23 protein-coding genes are annotated in these 19,792 nt (G+C 51.7%); 12 read left to right on the top strand and 11 right to left on the bottom strand.

Annotation, left to right across the window (positions count from 1 at the left end; genetic code table 11):
• Positions 1-49 precede the first annotated feature (49 nt).
• Both AArcSt2_RS05405 and AArcSt2_RS05400 read right to left on the bottom strand, forming a co-directional pair.
• Positions 50-1,063: a YeiH family protein gene (locus AArcSt2_RS05405; protein ID WP_250583352.1), complete on the bottom strand. Its 1,014-nt coding sequence runs from the start codon at positions 1,061-1,063 to the stop codon at positions 50-52.
• Positions 1,064-1,222 (bottom strand): hypothetical protein, encoded by a 159-nt coding sequence (locus AArcSt2_RS05400; protein ID WP_174654365.1) that lies wholly within the window; start codon positions 1,220-1,222, stop codon positions 1,064-1,066.
• Positions 1,223-1,385: 163 nt separating this feature from the next.
• Between AArcSt2_RS05400 and AArcSt2_RS05395 the strand changes: the two genes are divergently transcribed.
• From AArcSt2_RS05395 to AArcSt2_RS05380, 4 genes are all read left to right on the top strand, one after another.
• Entirely contained in the window at positions 1,386-1,994 is a 609-nt protein-coding gene (locus AArcSt2_RS05395) for an adenylate kinase (protein WP_250583351.1), read from the top strand.
• A gap of 82 nt (positions 1,995-2,076) precedes the next feature.
• Complete coding sequence (locus AArcSt2_RS05390; RefSeq protein WP_250583350.1) at positions 2,077-2,958, top strand: DUF106 domain-containing protein; 882 nt, start codon at positions 2,077-2,079, stop codon at positions 2,956-2,958.
• 79 nt (positions 2,959-3,037) lie between these two features.
• On the top strand, positions 3,038-3,616 hold the full coding sequence (cmk, locus tag AArcSt2_RS05385) for a (d)CMP kinase (protein ID WP_174654361.1): 579 nt from the start codon (positions 3,038-3,040) through the stop codon (positions 3,614-3,616).
• A 1-nt stretch (position 3,617) separates the two neighbouring features.
• Entirely contained in the window at positions 3,618-4,520 is a 903-nt protein-coding gene (locus AArcSt2_RS05380) for an RNA-guided pseudouridylation complex pseudouridine synthase subunit Cbf5 (RefSeq protein WP_250583349.1), read from the top strand.
• A gap of 10 nt (positions 4,521-4,530) precedes the next feature.
• Here AArcSt2_RS05380 and AArcSt2_RS05375 read toward each other — a convergent pair whose 3' ends face one another.
• Positions 4,531-5,148: a class I SAM-dependent methyltransferase gene (locus AArcSt2_RS05375; RefSeq protein ID WP_250583348.1), complete on the bottom strand. Its 618-nt coding sequence runs from the start codon at positions 5,146-5,148 to the stop codon at positions 4,531-4,533.
• A 276-nt stretch (positions 5,149-5,424) separates the two neighbouring features.
• On the opposite strand from AArcSt2_RS05375, the gene AArcSt2_RS05370 reads away from it, so the two are divergent.
• Positions 5,425-6,744 carry a YncE family protein gene (locus AArcSt2_RS05370; protein ID WP_250583347.1) on the top strand — a complete coding sequence of 440 codons (1,320 nt, stop codon included), beginning with the start codon at positions 5,425-5,427 and terminating at the stop codon, positions 6,742-6,744.
• A 72-nt stretch (positions 6,745-6,816) separates the two neighbouring features.
• Positions 6,817-7,452 (top strand): DUF2391 family protein, encoded by a 636-nt coding sequence (locus tag AArcSt2_RS05365; RefSeq protein WP_250583346.1) that lies wholly within the window; start codon positions 6,817-6,819, stop codon positions 7,450-7,452.
• 47 nt (positions 7,453-7,499) lie between these two features.
• On the opposite strand, the gene AArcSt2_RS05360 is transcribed toward AArcSt2_RS05365, so the two are convergent.
• On the bottom strand, positions 7,500-8,882 hold the full coding sequence (locus AArcSt2_RS05360; RefSeq protein WP_250583345.1) for a methyl-accepting chemotaxis protein: 1,383 nt from the start codon (positions 8,880-8,882) through the stop codon (positions 7,500-7,502).
• A 115-nt stretch (positions 8,883-8,997) separates the two neighbouring features.
• Between AArcSt2_RS05360 and AArcSt2_RS16690 the strand changes: the two genes are divergently transcribed.
• A complete protein-coding gene (locus AArcSt2_RS16690) occupies positions 8,998-9,120 on the top strand; it encodes a hypothetical protein (RefSeq protein ID WP_302928363.1) in 123 nt (40 codons plus the stop codon).
• The gene (locus AArcSt2_RS05355) at positions 9,120-9,812 is read left to right on the top strand and encodes a carbonic anhydrase (RefSeq protein ID WP_250583344.1); all 693 of its coding nucleotides are present in this window, start codon (positions 9,120-9,122) and stop codon (positions 9,810-9,812) included. Before AArcSt2_RS16690 ends, AArcSt2_RS05355 begins: the two co-directional genes overlap by 1 nt.
• Before the next feature lie 9 nt (positions 9,813-9,821).
• On the opposite strand, the gene AArcSt2_RS05350 is transcribed toward AArcSt2_RS05355, so the two are convergent.
• The 6 genes from AArcSt2_RS05350 to AArcSt2_RS05325 all read right to left on the bottom strand — a co-directional run bounded on the left by AArcSt2_RS05350 (position 9,822) and on the right by AArcSt2_RS05325 (position 15,345).
• The gene (locus AArcSt2_RS05350; protein WP_250583343.1) at positions 9,822-10,604 is read right to left on the bottom strand and encodes a cohesin domain-containing protein; all 783 of its coding nucleotides are present in this window, start codon (positions 10,602-10,604) and stop codon (positions 9,822-9,824) included.
• On the bottom strand, positions 10,601-11,914 hold the full coding sequence (locus AArcSt2_RS16685; protein WP_302928361.1) for a DUF7350 domain-containing protein: 1,314 nt from the start codon (positions 11,912-11,914) through the stop codon (positions 10,601-10,603). Before AArcSt2_RS16685 ends, AArcSt2_RS05350 begins: the two co-directional genes overlap by 4 nt.
• Positions 11,911-13,239, bottom strand: a complete 1,329-nt coding sequence (locus tag AArcSt2_RS05340; RefSeq protein ID WP_174654641.1) for a DUF7405 family protein — start codon at positions 13,237-13,239, stop codon at positions 11,911-11,913. The genes AArcSt2_RS16685 and AArcSt2_RS05340 overlap by 4 nt, the downstream gene beginning before the upstream one ends.
• Before the next feature lie 166 nt (positions 13,240-13,405).
• The gene (gene msrB / locus AArcSt2_RS05335) at positions 13,406-13,825 is read right to left on the bottom strand and encodes a peptide-methionine (R)-S-oxide reductase MsrB (protein WP_174654346.1); all 420 of its coding nucleotides are present in this window, start codon (positions 13,823-13,825) and stop codon (positions 13,406-13,408) included.
• Positions 13,826-13,865: 40 nt separating this feature from the next.
• On the bottom strand, positions 13,866-14,642 hold the full coding sequence (locus tag AArcSt2_RS05330) for an aldo/keto reductase (protein WP_250583342.1): 777 nt from the start codon (positions 14,640-14,642) through the stop codon (positions 13,866-13,868).
• Between the two features lie 31 nt (positions 14,643-14,673).
• On the bottom strand, positions 14,674-15,345 hold the full coding sequence (locus AArcSt2_RS05325; RefSeq protein WP_250583341.1) for an HAD family hydrolase: 672 nt from the start codon (positions 15,343-15,345) through the stop codon (positions 14,674-14,676).
• Between the two features lie 98 nt (positions 15,346-15,443).
• On the opposite strand from AArcSt2_RS05325, the gene AArcSt2_RS05320 reads away from it, so the two are divergent.
• Both AArcSt2_RS05320 and AArcSt2_RS05315 read left to right on the top strand, forming a co-directional pair.
• Positions 15,444-16,502: an NAD(P)/FAD-dependent oxidoreductase gene (locus tag AArcSt2_RS05320; RefSeq protein WP_250583340.1), complete on the top strand. Its 1,059-nt coding sequence runs from the start codon at positions 15,444-15,446 to the stop codon at positions 16,500-16,502.
• A 192-nt stretch (positions 16,503-16,694) separates the two neighbouring features.
• Positions 16,695-17,504, top strand: a complete 810-nt coding sequence (locus AArcSt2_RS05315; protein WP_174654342.1) for a CehA/McbA family metallohydrolase — start codon at positions 16,695-16,697, stop codon at positions 17,502-17,504.
• 76 nt (positions 17,505-17,580) lie between these two features.
• Here AArcSt2_RS05315 and carA read toward each other — a convergent pair whose 3' ends face one another.
• Positions 17,581-18,642 (bottom strand): glutamine-hydrolyzing carbamoyl-phosphate synthase small subunit, encoded by a 1,062-nt coding sequence (gene carA / locus AArcSt2_RS05310; RefSeq protein WP_250583339.1) that lies wholly within the window; start codon positions 18,640-18,642, stop codon positions 17,581-17,583.
• 97 nt (positions 18,643-18,739) lie between these two features.
• On the opposite strand from carA, the gene AArcSt2_RS05305 reads away from it, so the two are divergent.
• On the top strand, positions 18,740-19,153 hold the full coding sequence (locus tag AArcSt2_RS05305; protein WP_174654340.1) for an Lrp/AsnC family transcriptional regulator: 414 nt from the start codon (positions 18,740-18,742) through the stop codon (positions 19,151-19,153).
• A 62-nt stretch (positions 19,154-19,215) separates the two neighbouring features.
• Positions 19,216-19,788, top strand: a complete 573-nt coding sequence (locus AArcSt2_RS05300) for an NUDIX hydrolase (RefSeq protein WP_174654339.1) — start codon at positions 19,216-19,218, stop codon at positions 19,786-19,788.
• Positions 19,789-19,792 lie beyond the last annotated feature (4 nt).

The raw sequence follows: 19,792 nt of genomic DNA, 5'->3' as shown, positions 1-19,792 counted from the left end.
GTTGTATTCGGCGTGGTTTGCTCAAATTCATTGGGGTTTGGGTTTGTTCTCAAAAGAGCAGTCGAACTGCGACAAGAGAAATCGCGGACACACAGAGCAGATAGACGAGCACAAGTAGAATCGGTGTTGCACCGGCCGCTCGCATTGTCCGCGCCTGAATCGATGTTCCAAGTCCAACGAATGCGAGAATAAACAGCCAATCAGTGACGGTTCCAAGCGAATCGATCGAAGCGGGTGATAGCACACCCACATTTGCAATCACAGCTACGAGTATGAACCCGACCAGGAACTTCGGGAAATCGCTCCACAACCGCGCAACTGATGGATCGTTCGCGCTGACTGTTGTATCAGCATACTTTCGTGCGTATATTGCTGAGTAGCCGATCGCAACGACGCCAAGCAGTGAGTTCCGAGCGAGTTTTGTGATTGTTGCCCACTGTCCTGCTTCGGGTGAGTGTGCAAAGCCTGCTGCAGCGACTGGGCCGGTGCTGAACATACTCAGCCCCGCCCAGATACCGAACTCAATACTTGAGAGCCCGAGTGCGCTTCCAGCGATCGGAAACGCAACGAGTGTGAGTGCATCAAAAAGCAGCACCGTCGCGGCTGCGAGCGCAAGGTAGCTGTCTTTTGCGCCGATTACCCGCCCAATCGCAGCGACTGCTGAGACACCACAGATGCTTGAGCCAGCGGCTAACAGTGACGGAAGATGTCCGGAGAGCCGAAAAACAACGCGACCCAGTAGCTCAACGAGCATGACTCCAAATGCAACCGTGGCACAGACAAGTAGTGCAAGCCGAGGCCCCGCAGCAAGCAGCTCTGAAACTGCAATACTGGCACCTAACAGAACAATCCCTGTTTCAAGAAAGAGTCGGCGAAGATCAACCCCCGGCGCTGCCCACTGCGGAACACCGATCGTATTCCCAACAACCACGCCAACCGCGACAGCAACAACAAGGGGGTTGAGCAGCGGACTCACTGACGCAGTTGCATATGCGACAGCAGCACCGGCAACAAGTGTCAGAAACCCCGGAAAATATCTCCGCAGATACTCGACAGCGCCCATTCAGATCAGCTGTATAACAAACTGGAGGCCAACGATCACCAGCCCCAAAATCACCGCTTGCCATCCACGATCAAGATCCATTATCTGCTGAAATCTGCTCCAAAGGAGGTGTCGAAGCGGTGATTCAGTTGGTGGTGAAGACACGTGTCGATCGGCCATTCTCTGTGTACGCTTTTGAGAGACGTATGTTTACACCTGTCGCTTCTTGCTGTAACATCTGCCGATATCTCTGTGGCATTCTGTCACATGTGACTGTTGAAACTCTCCGGCGAATCCCATCCGTTTCTTCAAACATTTAAGCATCGCCATGGTGGGTACAGATATGGAACCGCGGATTTTACTGCTCGGCGCACCGGGAGCTGGAAAAGGAACACAGAGCAAACGACTTGCGGATGCATACGATATTGAGCACGTCACAACCGGTGATGCGCTCCGTGCAAACAAGGATATGGAGACTGAGTATGGCACGCCGCGAGAGTATATGGACGCTGGTGAACTGGTCCCGGATGGACTCGTTAACGAAATCGTTAATGAAGCTCTCTCGTCTGCGGATGGATACGTGCTTGATGGGTATCCGCGGAATCTCTCACAGGCAGAGTATCTCACCGAGATTACGGAACTTGACGCAGTTATCTATCTGAACGTGGGTGAGGATGAGCTCGTTCGCCGACTGACCGGTCGCCGGATGGATCCTGAGACGGGAGATATCTACCACACCGAATTCAATATGCCAGACGACGATGAGATTCGAGAGCGTCTCGTCCAGCGTGACGATGACACCGAAGATGTGGTCCGAGAGCGTCTCCGTGTCTACGAAGATAACACCGCACCCGTCATTGAACACTACCGTGAGGAAGGATCGTTGGTCGAAGTCGACGGTGAGGCTGATCCAGATACTGTCTTCGATCGAATCGCAGCAATTGTCGAATAATACGTTTCACAGTTCGTTTTTATCGCTGTCTGGTGAGCGCAGAGTAAAAGGTTCTTAACGGCTGGTTGCCAACCACGTGGTAATGAGTAGAATCGAGTCGAAAGTCCGAACGCTCGCTCGCGAGAGCAAAGAGATGCGTTCGGCCATTGAAACCGTCCTTGAACGAGCAGAGGGCGGAGATGTGAAATGGGTGGATGTCCGCGACGACATCACAAGCGGTCAGTGGGGCCGACTCATCGAAAAGGAGATTCTCGTTGATGGTGACGAGGGATTCCGAATCGAAGATATAACGGGTGTCCAAGCAGGGCTTGAAGCTGAATCGGATTATGAGTATGAAGAGATTGAGACAACCTCATGGACAAAATGGGACAAAGGCGCTGGTCTCTTTACACTGCTTTTGTTCATCGGCTACGCGTTTAGCTCCGTCCGTGACGTAATCGGCACCTCTGTTGACCTTGTGATTGGACCGATCGACGCAGTGTTACCGTTCTATGCGGTGATTATGGTCCTTGCACTTGCAACCGGTCTGTACTCCTCACTGCTCCGTGTTGGGCTAATGGATATGGAGAAGATGGGCGAGTACCAAGCACGGATGAAAGATATGTCGAGTCGACGCAAGGAAGCCAGAAAGTCCGGCGACGATGAGGAGATGGACCGACTCCAAGAGCAACAGATGGAGATGATGGGCGACCAGATCGGCATGATGAAAGAACAGTTCCGGCCGATGGTCTGGATTATGTTCCTTACAATCCCTGCGTTCCTGTGGCTCTACTGGAGAGTATGGGACGGCCAAGGTGCAGAGCTTGGAACGCTTGTCGTCCCATTTGCTGGCGAGGTCACGTGGACGACCGGGATTATTGGCCCGATCCAGATGTGGATTGTGTGGTACTTCCTCTGCTCAATGGCGTTCACACAGATTATCCAGAAAGGGCTTAATATTAGCATGAGTCCAACGGCCTCATAATCGGTCTCACCCTTCGCTACTATCAACCACACCACCGCTGAAGGATAACCTCTTTTAGGGACACCCGCGGAGAGTACATATGTTACTGACTGTCTCCGGACCGCCGGGCAGTGGGAAAAGCACCACTGCAGCGGCGCTTGCGGACTCATTTAATCTCGAGCACATCTCTGGTGGCGATATTTTTCGAGAGATGGCTGCAGAGAACGACATGACGCCAGTTGAGTTTAACGAGCACGCAGAAAGCGACGAGTCGATCGATCCTGAACTCGATCGACGGCTTCGCCAGATTGCGATCGAACGTGACGACGTACTTTTAGAATCGCGGCTTGCAGGCTGGCTTGCAGGTGACTACGCTGATATTAAAATCTGGCTTGATGCACCATTGCAGATTCGCGCTGAGCGAATCGCAGATCGGGAGGGAAAACCAGTAGACGTTGCAGCAGCGGAGACGAACCGCCGTGAGCAAAGCGAGGGAAAACGATATCAAGCGTACTACAATATCAACATTGGTGATCTGACGATCTACGATATCGCATACAACACTGCGCGCTGGAGCCCAGAAGGGGTCTTAGGGATGCTTACAACGGCAATCGACTCGTACGATCCGGACAGCGACGAAGGAAAAGCAACGGTTTCGGGCGTCTCATACGATTTCTAATATGTCATTTCGCCCTGCCCCCGCTGATCGGTCGATCGAAGAACTCCTCTCGTTTGGCGTTGTCAATCTGGATAAGCCGCCGGGACCATCCGCACACCAAGTTACTGGATGGGCACGAGATGCAATCGCCGACGGCTGCACGGAACTCGGGGTCGAACCGATTGAAGCTGCTGCACATGCAGGGACCCTCGATCCAAAAGTAACTGGCTGCTTGCCGATACTGCTTGCTGACGCAACGCGAATGGCACAGGTGTTTCTTGAGGGCTCAAAAGAGTACGTTGCTGTGCTTGAACTACATGGGCCCGCACCAGCAACAATTGAGCAGACGATTGCGGAGTTTGAAGCGCCACTGTACCAGAAGCCACCACGCAAAAGCGCCGTCTCGCGGCGGCTCCGGGTCCGTGAAATATATGACTTAGCTGTCCTCGATATCCGCGACAGACAGGTGCTGCTCCGTGTCCGTTGTGAAAGTGGAACATACATTCGAAAGCTCTGTCATGACCTTGGGCTTGCATTAGGGACTGGCGGGCATATGGGCCACCTTCGACGAACTGCAACCGACCCGTTCGATGATACAGATCTTGTCTCAATGTATGAGCTGGTTGATGCGCTTGCATTCGCAGCAGACGGGGATGAGGAGCCGCTTCGATCGATCGTCTCCCCAGCTGAGCGCGCACTGTCGGGGCTTCCATCGGTAACGATCGCACCATCTGCCGCAGAGCAGGTTGCTCACGGTGCGCCGGTGTATGCACCCGGTGTAATCAGTGTAGAGGGTGATCCAAGCCAGCGACAGCTTGTTGCGTGCTACCTACCAAACGGAACTGCGATCTGTTTAGGACGATTTGTTGGCGACCCGGATGCAGCATCTGGCACCGTCGTCAATCTTGAGCGTGTGCTTGTTTAGTACTCTTTTGTTAGAGCGATCGAAACACTCGAATTGTGTCGCGGGAAGTCGGTTTCCGAATAAGTTGTGCAGCGCCAAGTTCGCTAAAGACGTGTTTCCAATTGCGATGGTAGAGCGGGAACGAGTCATCAACATAGCTCACTGGCGTCTCTTTGCGACCTCGATTTGGGCTGTTCCCCTCGTTTTCAGCAGTAATCAATAGATCATCAGTGATACGAAGACACTCCTCGAAGACCCATTCATCATCAGGATGTATATGTTGGAGCGTTTCAACCGAAAAGACGATATCAAACCTGCCAGTCTCGAACTCTCCAATTAGCTCTTCGATCGCGCCAGTGTGAAACGTGCCGGTAGATGCAAGTTCGGGATACGTCTCTTCCATAACAGTAAATGAGGACTCATTAATGTCGATTCCAGTGAGATTGGAAAACCCATGTGCGCGTATGTGTGCAAGATGGCGTCCAGAGCCGCAGCCGATTTCAAGAATCTCCGCAGCTTCAGATCCATAGTGAGACACTACGTCGACAAGAGTCTCACTGACAATATTTGGGCCCTCCTCCGCATAATACGCTGGTGAATACTTCCCCGATCTGGTCGCCCAGTCGTTGCGAACCTCATCCGGCTCCATACAGATCATCATGTGGGTGGCTCGTTTATATTGTCCGACTTTTGGTACTCGTGGCACAATTCCTGTCCTAGAAATAGGATAATGTTGCCCGTTAATCGCTGGGCAAACTGTCGATGCGACACACAAAACATCGAATGACAAGGTTTCATATTTTAATCGATTTGTTTTGTTTTGAGCGGTTGCAATTCTTACCGGTATATCGGCTAATCACCGATATTTACGGGATAGAGGCCTTGAAACGCCAGTTATTTCAAAGTGTAACACGATCCTTTGTGTATGGTAGATCACACAACTCGCCGCCGATTCTTACAGTCCGGTGCTGTCGTTACTGGCATTGCACTGGCAGGATGCGCTGGTGAGGATGGCAATGGAGATGGAAACGGAAATGGCGCGGATCCAACAGACGAACCAACGGATGAGCCAACAGATGAGCCCGAAGAAACGGAGGACGCCCCAGCAAGCTACGACGCATCGTATGAGGTCTGGGCGCTAGACCAGGGAACAGATATCATCTACACGTACGAGCCAACTGAAGACCGAGAGTTTGAGATCACGGATGAGATTGTTCTTGACGATCTTGATGACATCATTGAGGCCTCCGACTACGTCCCTCACATGATTGACTTCACAGCAGATTATGAGTATGCTGCTGTGGCCTGTACCGGCGGTGCACAGACGCTCGTCTTCCGAACCGCAGACCACGAGCTTGTCGCTGCACTCGATACTGGCGCTGGGTCACATTTTGCTGGCTTCACGCCGGATGATCAGTATATTCATGTGGACGTCATCGGCGAAGGTTCGATCAAGCGTATCGATGCTAATCTCGAAGACGAAGCGTTTGAAATCACAGAGACGATCGAACTAATCGAAGCAGACGCAGTGCAGGACCACGAGGACGAGTTCGAGAGTGCAAATCCAATCTGTCACGACTACACAGGCGAGTATTCATACCACACCCTTGGCCCATCAGTTGACGGTGCAGGCCTTGTTGTGTTTGATTGGGAAGGCTTCGAGATTGAGAAGGTCTACTCAAAAGAACAGCTCCGAACCAACTGTGGAACAATGGCGCATCCAAACGGCGACAAGTTCTATCTCACTGCTGGTGCACCATCGAACCACGAGCCAACAGGCGGTGTTGGTGAGTACTATATCCTCGATACTGAAGATCACCGCCCATACGATCCGGATGGAAATGTTGTTGATTCGGACGACTTTGAAACGGAATCCGTTTCCCGCGACTCCGATGGCTATGATGCACACGGCTTCTGGTTCACCCCGGATAATGACGAGCTGTGGGTGCTCAATCGTGAGACTGATAACGGCCTTGTTCTTGATCCAGAGACCGATGAAGTCATTGACACGATCGACGACTACGGTCCAGCACCCGACATTATTTGGGGTTCACCTGATGGTGAGTACATGTTCGTCACACTCCGTGGCCCACAGCCACAGTCCGGCGATCCGCACGCCGCAGAAGGGGAGATCCCAGGCTTCTCCGTCATGAATGTTGAGACACGCGAACAAGAACAAGTCATCGCACCTGATGCCGAAAACGAAGATTCTGACTTCCATGGCATCGGCGTCCGACCGTTATAACGTACTCCGGAGAATTACTGCACGGATTTTAATTTCTACACTTTTTATCTTCTTTGCTGATAACTGTGTTCCATGTCAGAGGATGGTGAGCAACAGAAGAACTTCCAGGCTCCAGATAACCCTGATGTTTCGGATCTGTTAACCAAGCTAGATACGCTCAAAGAAACGGTCGATAGCCCAACTGAAAAACGGAAAGTTGAACAAACGATCGCCCTCGTCGAGCGAATGCCTGGGAGTAAAGCATTCACCAAGCGGATTAGTAAATATACAACTCGCGATGTTGCACAGTCGTTTGTTGGCTCAGTCGTATTTGCACTGCCATTACTCGTTGAAGACGGTGTGTTCGAAATCGCAGCATGGTTTGTGAATTTCACACTGTTCAGCGTCCCGATCTTTTTATTTTTAAATATACTCTTTATTTTGATGATGGCGGCAGGACTGCTGTACTACGCTGACTTTCGAGATGTCCAGATTACGAAACCAATCTTTGGCTTTATCCCTCGGAGATATCTTGGTGTGTTATTGGTATCATTTTGTACCGCAACGGCGATGTTGCTTATGTGGGGCCGACTTGCTGCAGATGACCCCTCTCAGGCCGAACAGTTCGCCCGTATCACAGTTATTTGGGCTGCTGCCGCGCTCGGTGCAGCACTTGGTGATATTATTCCCGGAGAATCAGGTGGGACGGATATTAACGATATTTTATAATAACACGGCGAAATGAGGTGCTCTTAGATACGGGTACCTACTATCAACTATTGATTTGGCTTCGTTCCGATCGTTTTCTGCTGGCTTTGTTCCTCAACCACGGTCTCGATCGAATCTTCCACATCTCGTGCAAGCTGCTTCACGGCCTCTTTAACATCCTCCGCAGTCTGTTCTTGTCTGTTTGTCGTTTCAGCGATGTCATCAGCGGCCTGTGAAATCTGTTCTGCCCGACCTGCAGCCGTTTCAATCATATTTGCAACTTCTTCTGTGCCTGCCGCTTGCTCGTCTGTCGCCTCGGCGACCTCTTTGATTCCGCTTGAGACCTCCACAATCGACTCTGCAATTCGATCCATGTTTTCCATCGACTGTTCAACCTCGTGTGTTCCTGCCGCAACCTCTTCAGTGACATCATCGATGCTCTCTGCAGTCTCTTCGCCAAGCGTTGTAATCTCTTGGACGATCGATTCGATCTCACCTGCTTGCGTCCGTGACTGTTCGGCGAGTGATTTTACTTCCTGAGCAACGACTGCAAATCCGTCTCCTGCATCGCCACTTCTGGCTGCCTCGATTGAGGCGTTGAGTGCCAAAATGTTTGTCTCGCTTGCGATATTGTCTATCACCTCAACGATATCTTCAATCTCTTCAATAGCCACCAACAGCGTCTGTGCATTCTCTTCAACTCGATCGGCCGCAGTATCTATTTTTTTCATCCGAGACAGCACTTGGTCTGCGGACGACCGTGACTCCGATGCAGTCTCTTCTACTGCTTCGCTGTGATTATCAACCTCAACGGCCGTGCTTGCAATCTCTTCGATCGTGGCACTGAGATCCGACACCACATCCGAAATCTCGTTTGTATTCGTTACCTGTTCATCAGTGAGTATCGCAATCGCTTCGCTGTTATCTGCAACCGTTTCACTCGATTGCTCAAGCGATCGAGCAGCGTCTAATACGGTCTCTGATATTTGCCATTGCAACGCTTCAAGTTCGTTCTGTTGCTCAATAATCGAGGTAACCTCGCTGGCAACTTCGAATCCACCGACTATCGAACCATCAGGACCATATAATGGAACTGCAACATCGCGAGTATGCCATTTTGCTCCAGCATCACTGACGCCGCTTTTGATCTCCGCCTCTCGGATTGCGGTCTCAGTTTTGATGGCACGTTCAATAGTTGAGCCGCCCTCGTCTTCCACACCGACCACTTCGTTAACATTCCGTCCAACTGCGGCCCCTTCTTCAACGCCTGTAATTCGTGTACACGCCTCATTCCAGTGTGTTATTGCACCAGTTTTTGTCACCGCAAACGTAGGTTCTGGAAACAAAGTAACAAGATTTTCAAACAGTCCTTTCCAGAAATCTCGCTCGTAGACTAGTTGTGATTCACGATCGGGAAACTCCGATTTCGGCGGCGCTAACTGGTCACTCATATTACCTTCTGAGTAGTCGGTGCACTTCTACTTACGCCGCTGATTATCGATTTTGATTGCAGCCGTGCAGAAAACAACCAAATCGTTATGTGTAATCCGGTGTTGTAGTTTCGATATGGAGCAGTACATAATCAACGAAGACCATAAGCTATCACCGGCAGTTGTTATTGCAACCGGGCTGCTCATCAGTGGCTTTGTCATCGGATTTATTTACCAACTTATCCTACTCGTTTTATAATGCCTGCAGCGTTACTTCGCGAACTCATCGCTCGAAATGATGCCCACCACGAACAGCTCTCTGCGCACTGTTTTGACGAGCTGCGATCAGCGCAGCATCCGGAAGTTGTCTCGGTGTGTTGTTCGGACTCACGAGTCTCTCAAGAAGGGATGTGGAATGTCACAGACCCAGGGTGGGTCTTTACACCGAGTAATATTGGAAACCAAGCCTGGGAGCGGTATGAGGGTGAGCTTGTTGTTTCAGGTGGGGTCGCATATCCGGTCCATCATACCGGCACGCGAACGATCGCCATTGTCGGCCATACCGGTTGTGGTGCTGTAACCGCGGCCTATCACGCAGTGACAGCCGGCGAACTTCCTGCTGATCCGGGTATTCGTGGAAACATTGAGACACTCATGCCCGCAGTTGAGCGTGGAATCGAACAGGGACTTACGACCAACTGCGATGATGAAAGCGCAATCAATCGGCTTGTTGAGTGGAACGTCCACGAGCAGGTGCAGTTCCTCCGTGAGGTAGACTCATTGCCACCCGATGTTGATGTGTACGGATTTGTGTATGACTTCCATCGGGCCTACGGTGATGCAGATGGACGCGTCTATTTAGTAAACGCAAATGGGGCACGTGGGACAGACGCGCTTGAAGAACTGGTTGACGACGATCAACACAGTCACGTTGGGACGCTGTTGCCGTAGCTACCGTTGTTACGTCGATCGACGGCTATACAGCAAGAGAAGTAACATTGCTGTTGCGATCGCAGTTGCGATCGGAACCGGTATTTCACTATCTGTTTGATCGGTCTCTTCAGTACGTTCGCCTTCATTTCCAGCTTCATCACGCTGTTGTGTGTCTGGATCGTGTTCTTCAGCTCCGTCACTATCGGTGGACGTGGTTGATTCATCAGCCGGTGTTCCCTCACCGCCACCGTCAATAATGAGCTGTCCGTTTTGTGAAACGATCGGTTGGGGCCACTGGTCTGTCAGTTGAGCCTCACTAGTACCTGCTTCCAACGAAACCGTGCTCGGTGGGGCATCGTCAGCGATCTCAATAGTTAGTGTTGCAATTGTGTCTGCGCCTGTTGTTCCATCCTCATGTGGGCGAATCTCTTGTGTCAACTCCGCAATACCCGCGGAATCATCGATTTCTGTCTCCGTTCTAATCTCTGCATCACCGTCTTGATACTGCGGTGCACTCTCCAGCCATGGTCCTCGATCGATATCTGTTACTGTCACATACTGAGAGGCATACGCTACCTGCATATCAATTTTATAAACACCAGCACCGGGATGACCATCGCTCTGTAGCGTCACATCAACCTCAATTGTCTGGCCGGGTTCGACGGTAGATTCTCGTGGCTCAAACTGGATCACGGCATACTGATCGCCAGCGGTTGCGGGTGCAGCAAAGAAAGCGACTCCAGCACTCCCAAACACAATGATCAGTGCAAGGAGACCAATATAGAATGCTCGTCGTCTTTGCGTATTCATTCTGAAACACCATCGATTGTCACCGTCACTGGATCCATCTCAATGAATGCGGTCTCATATCCTTGATGTCTGGAGACTCCAGGTGGTGATGGGAACGAAACGGTCACCTCATCACCATCGTGGAGTTCCTCAACTTCGATCGCATAATGATAGCCGAGTTCGTGGTCGATTGTGTCCTGCAGTTCTTCGGAAATAACGGTCTCTCCGTCACGCTCGACCGTAACATCAATCGTCATCATGGGGAGCATTCCCCGATTATATGGCGTTCGTGGTGAGACGGCGAGGTAGTACTCGTCTCCATCAACAAACCGCGAGCCACGGTCCAGTACCGTTGTTGCAAACACTGCATCTCCACTCTGTGCCGTCTCTTGGATTACCCCCGGTAAGTCTTCCACCGGCGGGAGCTCTGTCACGTTCCGATCGCGCTCAAACGTCCCGAATCGATCGTCGTGTGTTTCATGACCGTGTTCGTGGTCGTCAGCTCCGTGCTCATGGCCATGATCATCATGACTCTGTTCATCATCATGGTCGTGTTCATGATTTTCATGACCCATGTGCATATGCATTGTTGGTGCAAGCGCCCCTGGCTCTCCCCAGTGCTCTTCATCAAGGTACTCAATACCGCCAACAACCTCTTCACGGAACTCCTGATCGAACGTAAAGGTGAACGTACCTTCACCTGCCTCTTGGAACCGATCAGCGAACTCGCCTGTTGTTCGTGCGCCGATCGAACCCACTCGAACGGAGATCTCATACGTTCCGTCATCGCCAAGCGGGACATTATCACCGATGTGAAATCCCATCTCTTGGGAAATCATCGGCCATGGTGAGTGCGGTGACCCAGATTCACCCGCTGGACCAACGGTCAGTTCGAGCCCCGTCTCTGCAGGGAGTATCATCCCTGTTTCTGGATCTCGAACTGCCACCATGAGGTGAACATCGTCTTCTGGGCTTGGCTCGGCAGGAACGGCCTCTGTCCCCGTCACATTCCAGAAGAGGTGCGGATACGTGATCATTGGGATGATCTCAAACTCTCCGGCAGAGACCGGGTCGAGATGCCGCATCGACTCAACATGTGTTGGGACGTACACTGCATCAGGTGGATCCTCTACCTGTGGGAGTGGAGGTGCACCCGACTCACCGACGTTACCATCATCAGTGTCGGCTGTGTCCTCGGTTTCGTCAGGGTCCCCTGCTGGTTCCGCTTCAGTTTCATCCCCAGTGCAGCCTGCAAGCATAATCGATCCACTTGCAACGGCTAGTTGGAGTGCTCTTCGTCGTGTTAGTTGGTCAGACTGTTGTGTGTTCATGTTTCATTCGCCTCTGGGTTTGCGGTTGGAAATGAGCGATGCGGTCGCGGTGGAATAAGAAAGTTCCCTCGATTACGCACAAAAATGTACTGCATGATTCCGTTGTTCACTCGCGGTCCAATTCCGGATTCGTCTGCGATGTCTGTTCCAGTCATTGCCGCTCTCGTTTTACCAAAGTCCGAGATCGATCGCTGCAGTGAGACAAAGTGCAACCCTGCATGATCGTCATCCGTTGTATCAAAATCACGTCGTAAAATTACTGGACGGCCATCTTCACGTGCCCGAGCGGTCTTCTGTGCATGACCGACGACGCCATCATCTCGGGCTTGTTTGAGAAGGTCACTGATATCTTCAGTCGTGAGTCCTGAATCAGTGGTGAGCTTTTCTCCAACATCTCCAACTCGCTCTTCTGCTGCGTGGCGAGGAGAAAACATCTTTGCGACCCGCTGGAAATGATTCTCCTGGTTCCACCACGCATTAAGTTGGAGCTGCAGCTTCGAAATATGCTGTGTCGTCCCACCAGCAAATGGGCCCGCTTCTATTGTCACTCGGTCTTCTGTCGCTTGGGTCCGCTCAAATCCCGATCGGAAGCCCATAAATAACGGTGCGTCCTCCGGCACCGGATTCCCGCTTGGAATTCCTTCTACATCTTGATTTTCTGCAGGAAGCCCAGCCCCAACAAATCCGGTTCGTCGATCGCTCTCGGCTTCGTCAAAGAGGTCAGAAATCGCGGTTATCTCACGCCCGTTTACCGTCTCTTGTGAGCCAAATAGCGCCTCTTCAGCTGCTAAGAGTGCATCTGGCCGATCGCTTGCAAAATGAACCACCAACTCATAGGTATCGAACGTTGGTGACTCCAGATCGGTGAGTGCGGTCGGTTCTGGAAATTCGACTGACTCTGGGAGCGCTGGCTGCTCGTCAAACTGAGTAAAGTACCTCGGTGAGTAGCCGACCGTAAATAATAATCCGTCACTGCTCCATGCAAATGCTGATTCGAGATCGGTAAGTGCCGTCTCAAACTGCTCCCTTGCACTATCTAACGCAACGGAATCCGCAATCGATAGATATCGCAACACATGGTGTGCCGGTGGTTCGTAGTTGCCATGCGCATCTTGGGAGAGATACCCATTCCACGCATGCTGTCGATCGGGAAGCGAGTCTCGATCACCAGTTGGGACGCGTTGCGTATCGGTCTCACCGTCCGGTTGTGGCTCCGTGGTGGTGAGTTCACCGACACACGCAGTAAGCCCAACAGATCCACCGACAGCCACTGCCGTTTTGAGATATGTACGACGTGAGACTGATTCACGATCCGGGAGCGTCATTCGTTCTGTATTGTATAAATCGCCATTCACGGGTATGAACTCGTTGGTGCTGTGCAGAATCTGCCGTTGCCTACGACAGATTCGATTAATAAACCACGTCTAGGTATGTCACTCGCTATTGCTGAGTTGACTCCCTCGATATGAACCACAGATCATGACGTAGTCACTACTGTGAGCCCGGCTCGAAATCAAGCGCGACTGAGTTGATGCAGAACCGCTTCCCGGTTGGTTCCGGTCCATCATTGAATACGTGACCCAAGTGACTATCACATTCTGCACAGCGAATCTCCGTTCGTCTCATCCCGTGACTTGTATCCAACGTCTCTGTAACCGCATCTGACTCTGCCGCATAGAAACTCGGCCACCCACAGCCGGAGTGATACTTTGTTTCGGATTCAAATAACACATTGTCACAGCCCTTGCATGTGTATACTCCCTCATCATCTCGATCGACGTACTCGCCGCTAAATCGTGGTTCTGTTCCGCTTTCTCGCAAGATATGGTACTCTTCATCGCTTAGCTTTTCACGCCACTCTGCATCGGTGTTCGGAATTTCGCTTTCCTGCTCGCGATCGGTTTCACTCATACGTTCTATTCGTCCTGCCCGTGGAAAGACGTTTCTGCGATTATTCTGCAAACAGCTCTCTTTCTGCCTCAATGGATTCGATCGCTGCAACATCCTCCGGATCAAGCTCTAAGCTTTTGGCTTCGATGTTTGCTCGCAGGTGGGTCTTACTGGTGGCTTTTGGAATGACCACCACGTTCTCTTTTTCAGTCAGCCATGCGATGCTCACTGCGGCAGGAGTACTCTCGTGTTTCTCTGCAATCTCGACCAGTGTTGGGAGTTCAAACACTGCGCCTCCAGCAAGCGGAGAGTACCCAACAACGGTGTAGTTGTGCTCACGTGCATGGTCGATGAGTGCTGGCTGATAGAACAGTGGGTGCAGCTCGGTTTGGTGTGCACTGATCGGGCTTGACAACACGTTGTGTGCCGTCTCTATCTCTTCGATCGTGAAATTACTGAGACCGACATTCGAAACAAGTCCTTCGTCAACAAGCTGTTCAAATGCAGGCAATGTCGTTTCTGGATCATATGTGTCGATCGGGCGGTGAACATACAACAGATCGATCGTCTCCACGCCGAGTTTAGCTGCGCTCTCTGTTGTCGTGTTGAACACCTGCTCAGGTGGGAGGCTATCAGCCCATACTTTTGTTGCAATCGTAAGCTCATTGCGAGCGGTGGGGCTCTGTTCGACTGCAGCCCCAACAACCTCTTCATTGTCGTATATCTGTGCGGTATCAAGATGTCTATAACCAAGCTCAATCGCGGTTTTGATGGCAGTCACACCCGTCGGTCCGTCAAGACCCATTGTTCCAAGCCCAACCGGCGGCAGTTGACGCATATCAAACAGCAAACGGCCAAGAACAAAGAAGTTAGGCCATTGAAACTCCTCGGCGGCAGATATCAACGACGTCGTGAAGATCATTCACAATATAGGTTGGCTCTGGCGTCGGATTGTGGTGGTGGCGATGTGGACGACGGATAAATGCAGAGTCGATTCCAGCGTTCGCTGCTGCACGCATGTCTGAATCGTTATCACCGACAAACAGTGCCGTATCCGCTTCAAGCTCGTTCACTGCACGCTCAAGATAGAATGGGGCCGGCTTCTTTCGCTCAAGACTCACAATTTCAGGCTCCCGACCATATGCAAGCGAGAACGACTGATAAAACGAGAACCGATCGACCAGATAATCAACTGTTGCCTGCTGGTTGGAGCTAATAATCCCAAGCGGCATACCAAGCCTCGAAAGCGCGTTGACGTCGTTGTATGGGGTTTTTCGGCCGGCATCGATCTCGTCGTACTGTCTCTGTGCTGTGATTTCATCTCGTGTTTCCCACAGAGTATCCGGGTCAACATCATATCGATCCGAGAGTGTCTGCACCGTCTCTGGTGAGACACCAATGACGATCGATTCAACATCATCGGGATCTGGATTCTCAATACCAAGCGTCATAAATGTCGTCCACGCAGCCTCCTGGAGAGCTTCGTATGCGGTCCGGGAGACGAGGACGCCGTCATTGTCAAAAAGGACCGCGTCATACATATCTCACAGTTGTGGGCGTATGACTGAAAAACGTTTGCTCAGTAGATGCATCGGCACGAGCGTTTTACCCTCTGCCGACCCTATTTGGTAGTGAAACCATGTCAGAAGAGACCGACAATGTTCAGCTGTGTATTATTGGAGCAGGCGTTGCGGGTGTCGGCATTGCAGATGCACTCTCCGAATCTGCAATTGATGTTACGTTTATCGAAAAAAGTCGAGGGGTTGGCGGCCGTGCCGCAACGCGCCGAAAAAACGGTTGTCGGTACGAACATGGCGCAAACTATATTAAAAACGATCCAGCGGGGAACACAAAACAGCTCATTGAATCCCTTGGTGAGGGTGGGTTGGTCGACATTGATGAGCCTATTTGGACGTTCGACGCAGACGGTGATATTCAAGAAAGCGATCGGCAGGAAGATCACAAATGGACATGGAAGCAAGGGATTACACAGTTTTCAAAACGGATCCTTGCTCGTACCCACGCAACTGTCGAACAACCAGTTCGTGCACAGTCGCTCAATCAAGCCAATGGCCGATGGACAGTTACAGATACAGATGATGCGGAATATGGTCCGTTCGATGCAGTCGTCTTTACACCACCTGCGCCGCAGACGGCGACACTGCTTGCAGAGACAACCGTTGGTGGCGAAGAAGACGATCGCCTCGTAGCTGCACACTCCGCAGTCGAAGGCGTCTCTTATCGATCGGTTCGAACATTCATCCTCCACTATCCGTTTGCGATTGACAGAGACTACTACGCGATTGTTAATCGGGACAAAGCGCATTCGATCGGGTGGCTTGCCCGAGAGTCGTGTAAAGATGACCATGTCCCCGAAGGCGAGGAGCTACTCGTCGTACAGATGGGAAATGATTGGTCAGAAGCACACTACGATGAGCCGCGCGAAGAGCTTGCACCAGTGGTAGCGGAGATGGTTGCAAAGCTGCTGGATGATGACGCACTCACAGAGCCGGATTGGGTCGATGAGCAAGGATGGCGGTATGCACAGCCAGAAGATTCGGTCACAATGGATGCGATCGAGCCGCTTACAGAGATTGGCCTCTATGCTGCGGGTGATTGGGTCGTTGGCCATGGACGCGCGCACAAGGCATACTGGAATGGGGTTGAGCTTGGTGAACAGCTCTCGGCCACGCTCTGAACATTTCGCCTGCACCCATCAGTTCAGCCCATCCCTACCGATCCAACCGGTATACCACTGAGTTGATTTGAGAGAATAATGCAACAGAGTACTGTTTATTGTTCCATCTATACGCTAGAGGAATTATGTGGTGTCTGTTCACACACAGATACGAGGAACGTACTTATATTGCCCCATTTCTTACCATACATTGTGTCTTCGACGACTGTTCGAATTGACCCACATGTTCATTCAGATGGTTCATACGATGGACATGAACCGGTGGAGTTAATTCTCGAACACGCTGCCGATATTGGCCTTGATGCCGTTGTAATCACCGATCACGATGTCATTGATGAGTCGATTCGCGCGGCGAAGTTGGCTGACGACTACGGATTAATTGGTATCCCTGGCGTCGAGGTCTCGACGCAAAGAGGACATCTGCTGGCGATCGGCGTTGATGAGATGCCACCCCATCGTGCACCATTTGATGAAACAGTCGCATGGATCCGCGACCATGGTGGTGTTGCGATCGTCCCACACCCATTTCAACGCACTCGCCACGGTGTTAGAAAAAAGTACATTGATGACTGCGATGCCGTTGAGGTATTTAATGCGTGGCTCTTTACGGGCTACAAAAACCGTCGCGCACGCCGCTTTGCACAGCAACATGGGTATCCGCAGATTGCTGCGAGCGATGCTCACAAACTGGAGTACGTTGGTCGTGCATTTTCCGAGATTGAAATCGAGGACGTTCCAAAAGACGAACTAACAGCCGAAGATGTGCTTGCCGCAATTCGCGATGGGTCAACGTCAGTTAACGGCCGACGTGCCCCAATTCCGATGGCTGGGAAACACTACGCGATCGCCGCTGCACGAAAAAGCGGCTATTATACCAAAGTTGGTGCACTCAAAGCTGGCTCAACAGCAAAGTTTGCAGCACTAAAAAGCGGATACCTGGCAAAATCGGGAATTGTACGAAGTATTCGCGGTCTTAACAGCCTCTTTTCATCGTCCAAATAAACAGACGATTTGAGTGCGCCGACAGTGTAGACAGGATACTGTCCAAACGCGTGGTCAGTCGTGCATCGCTGTGTCGTTAGTCTGCTGTGACTGGGGTGCCTTTGTTAACAAGCCCAAGCACATCATCAAAGAAGCCAAGCGAGTCGTGCGGTCCCGGATTTGCTTCGGGGTGGTACTGGCGGGTGATGATCCGGAGGTCATCGCTCGCTAGGCCTTCTGCAGTGTCATCGTTGACGTTCACCTGTGTAACATCCAAGTCACCTGGGTCTGAGACGGTATATCCGTGGTTTTGCGTTGTCATGATGACCTGTCCTGTTTGGACATCTTTCACCGGCTGGTTGACACCGCGGTGTCCAAATGCCATCTTTTCGGTCTCTCCATTAAATGCTCGTGCAACAATCTGTTGTCCGAGACAGATGCCTGCGATCGGCAACTCGCCAGTGAATGTCTCAACAAGCGACTGTGCGTTTGGGAAGTTTACAGGGTCACCAGGACCGTTCGAAATGAACAGTACATCTGGATCGACAGTTTGAACATCTGCTTCGCTTGCATCGTATGGGAGGACGTGTACATCTGCGCCACGCTCATTGAGCGACGAGATGATAGAGCCTTTTGCACCACAGTCGATCAGTGCAACGCTGTACTCACCACCACCCTCGTACAGTGTGTGCTCGACGGTGGTCACGCGTTTGCCAATGTCGATGTGGTCGCTCATCGATTTACACTCCGCAAGTTCGGCCTTCGCCGCTTCCGGGGTCGCGTCCTCTCCAGCTGCGATTCCACACTTCATTGCGCCGCGCTCGCGGATCGATGTAACCAGTTCACGTGTATCTAGATGGTCGATTGCTGGGACACCAGCTTCACTCAACCATGCGGCAACGTCATCTGTGAATTCACGTGCAACGGCTGCTCGTGGGTGGACTCGGTCGGACTCAAATCGCTCTTCTCGAACTCCGTAGTTACCAATGAGTGGGTACGAGAAGGTAAGGACCTGTTCTTCGTACGATGGGTCTGTGAGGCTCTCTTCATATCCGGTGTAGGCCGTTGTAAACACCAGTTCTCCACGGGTCCGCCCTGGTGCGCGACAGCGAGCTTCGATTACGCTACCGTCTTCCAGCGCGATGTAGGCGTCCGACATTACGAGTTACGTATGGTTCGTCGATAATAAGTGCGTCGTTCGAAGCTCAATTACGAAATTCGTAATCGGTAAGTGGTGGGAGGTTTCATAGGTCAGTATGGACGACCTCGATCGGCAGATTCTCAATATCCTCCGTCGGGATGCCCGGACGCCGTACACAGAGATTGCCTCACGGGTTGGGACCTCCGAAGGAACTGTGCGCAACCGTGTCGATCGGTTGACGAACGAGGGAGTGATCGAGCGATTCACCGTCACCACACAGACAGGGAACGTAAAAGCGATGATTGAGATCTCTGTTGAGATGAACGTCAATACGAGCGAGGTTGGCGATCGCATGGCCGAGTGGGAGGAGGTCGATTTTGTCTGGCAGGTCTCCGGAGAGGAGGACATCGTCCTCGTGGTTGACTGCGTTGACACACGCGCGGTGAACGAACTTATTACACAAGCTCGCGAAATGGATGAAGTAAAACGAACAAAGACACGGCTCATCCTAGATGAACGGCTCGGCTAAATGCCTCATTTTTCCCGCCGTCGATCGAACCCTTATTTACCCCACTGACCGTTTGCATTGCTATGAGCGAAGACGAAACCGCTACCGAAAGCGGTGAACTCCATAAAAATGCCCGCCAAGATGTGATCGCTGTCGATCCTGACGATAACGAGCAGGGCCTTGTCAACCGATTGGATGCACATACGGGGGATGGAATCCGACATCGTGCGTTCACCTGCCTTGTTTTCGACCATGAGGATCGAATTCTGCTCGCACAGCGAGCCCCAAACAAACGCCTCTGGGACACTCACTGGGATGGAACCGTTGCATCACACCCAGTTGAGGGGCAGACGCAGAAAGAGGCAACTGAGCAGCGGCTCGAAGAAGAGCTTGGCATTACGCCTGATCAGTACAACGACCTCCGTGTGACTGATAAATTCGAATACAAACGCTACTACCCGAACGAAGGCGTTGAGTGGGAAGTCTGTGCAGTGTTGAAAGTTACGCTTGACGACATCTCACTTGATCCGGTTGAAGAAGAGATTGGTGGCATGCTATGGGTCGATTACGAACATCTCAATACTAACCCACGACTGTACCGTCAGCTTCGTCTCTGCCCATGGTTCGAGATTGCAATGCGCCGAGATTTTGAGTAGTTCG

Origin of the sequence: Natronocalculus amylovorans, assembly GCF_023638035.1 — an archaeon.
GTDB classification, from domain to species: Archaea; Halobacteriota; Halobacteria; order Halobacteriales; family Haloferacaceae; genus Natronocalculus; species Natronocalculus amylovorans.
The sequence above is the reverse complement of the archived record's forward strand: the minus strand, read 5'-3'. Positions and strand labels throughout refer to the sequence as shown.

What these genes read in the sequence shown, in the direction of transcription:
- AArcSt2_RS05405 (WP_250583352.1), bottom strand. Translation starts at nt 1,063, where the DNA reads ATGGGCGCTGTCGAGTATCTGCGGAGATATTTTCCGGGGTTTCTGACA.
- AArcSt2_RS05400 (WP_174654365.1), bottom strand. Translation starts at nt 1,222, where the DNA reads ATGGCCGATCGACACGTGTCTTCACCACCAACTGAATCACCGCTTCGA.
- AArcSt2_RS05395 (WP_250583351.1), top strand. Translation starts at nt 1,386, where the DNA reads ATGGAACCGCGGATTTTACTGCTCGGCGCACCGGGAGCTGGAAAAGGA.
- AArcSt2_RS05390 (WP_250583350.1), top strand. Translation starts at nt 2,077, where the DNA reads ATGAGTAGAATCGAGTCGAAAGTCCGAACGCTCGCTCGCGAGAGCAAA.
- cmk (WP_174654361.1), top strand. Translation starts at nt 3,038, where the DNA reads ATGTTACTGACTGTCTCCGGACCGCCGGGCAGTGGGAAAAGCACCACT.
- AArcSt2_RS05380 (WP_250583349.1), top strand. Translation starts at nt 3,618, where the DNA reads ATGTCATTTCGCCCTGCCCCCGCTGATCGGTCGATCGAAGAACTCCTC.
- AArcSt2_RS05375 (WP_250583348.1), bottom strand. Translation starts at nt 5,148, where the DNA reads ATGGAGCCGGATGAGGTTCGCAACGACTGGGCGACCAGATCGGGGAAG.
- AArcSt2_RS05370 (WP_250583347.1), top strand. Translation starts at nt 5,425, where the DNA reads ATGGTAGATCACACAACTCGCCGCCGATTCTTACAGTCCGGTGCTGTC.
- AArcSt2_RS05365 (WP_250583346.1), top strand. Translation starts at nt 6,817, where the DNA reads ATGTCAGAGGATGGTGAGCAACAGAAGAACTTCCAGGCTCCAGATAAC.
- AArcSt2_RS05360 (WP_250583345.1), bottom strand. Translation starts at nt 8,882, where the DNA reads ATGAGTGACCAGTTAGCGCCGCCGAAATCGGAGTTTCCCGATCGTGAA.
- AArcSt2_RS16690 (WP_302928363.1), top strand. Translation starts at nt 8,998, where the DNA reads ATGGAGCAGTACATAATCAACGAAGACCATAAGCTATCACCGGCAGTT.
- AArcSt2_RS05355 (WP_250583344.1), top strand. Translation starts at nt 9,120, where the DNA reads ATGCCTGCAGCGTTACTTCGCGAACTCATCGCTCGAAATGATGCCCAC.
- AArcSt2_RS05350 (WP_250583343.1), bottom strand. Translation starts at nt 10,604, where the DNA reads ATGAATACGCAAAGACGACGAGCATTCTATATTGGTCTCCTTGCACTG.
- AArcSt2_RS16685 (WP_302928361.1), bottom strand. Translation starts at nt 11,914, where the DNA reads ATGAACACACAACAGTCTGACCAACTAACACGACGAAGAGCACTCCAA.
- AArcSt2_RS05340 (WP_174654641.1), bottom strand. Translation starts at nt 13,239, where the DNA reads ATGACGCTCCCGGATCGTGAATCAGTCTCACGTCGTACATATCTCAAA.
- msrB (WP_174654346.1), bottom strand. Translation starts at nt 13,825, where the DNA reads ATGAGTGAAACCGATCGCGAGCAGGAAAGCGAAATTCCGAACACCGAT.
- AArcSt2_RS05330 (WP_250583342.1), bottom strand. Translation starts at nt 14,642, where the DNA reads ATGCGTCAACTGCCGCCGGTTGGGCTTGGAACAATGGGTCTTGACGGA.
- AArcSt2_RS05325 (WP_250583341.1), bottom strand. Translation starts at nt 15,345, where the DNA reads ATGTATGACGCGGTCCTTTTTGACAATGACGGCGTCCTCGTCTCCCGG.
- AArcSt2_RS05320 (WP_250583340.1), top strand. Translation starts at nt 15,444, where the DNA reads ATGTCAGAAGAGACCGACAATGTTCAGCTGTGTATTATTGGAGCAGGC.
- carA (WP_250583339.1), bottom strand. Translation starts at nt 18,642, where the DNA reads ATGTCGGACGCCTACATCGCGCTGGAAGACGGTAGCGTAATCGAAGCT.
- AArcSt2_RS05305 (WP_174654340.1), top strand. Translation starts at nt 18,740, where the DNA reads ATGGACGACCTCGATCGGCAGATTCTCAATATCCTCCGTCGGGATGCC.
- AArcSt2_RS05300 (WP_174654339.1), top strand. Translation starts at nt 19,216, where the DNA reads ATGAGCGAAGACGAAACCGCTACCGAAAGCGGTGAACTCCATAAAAAT.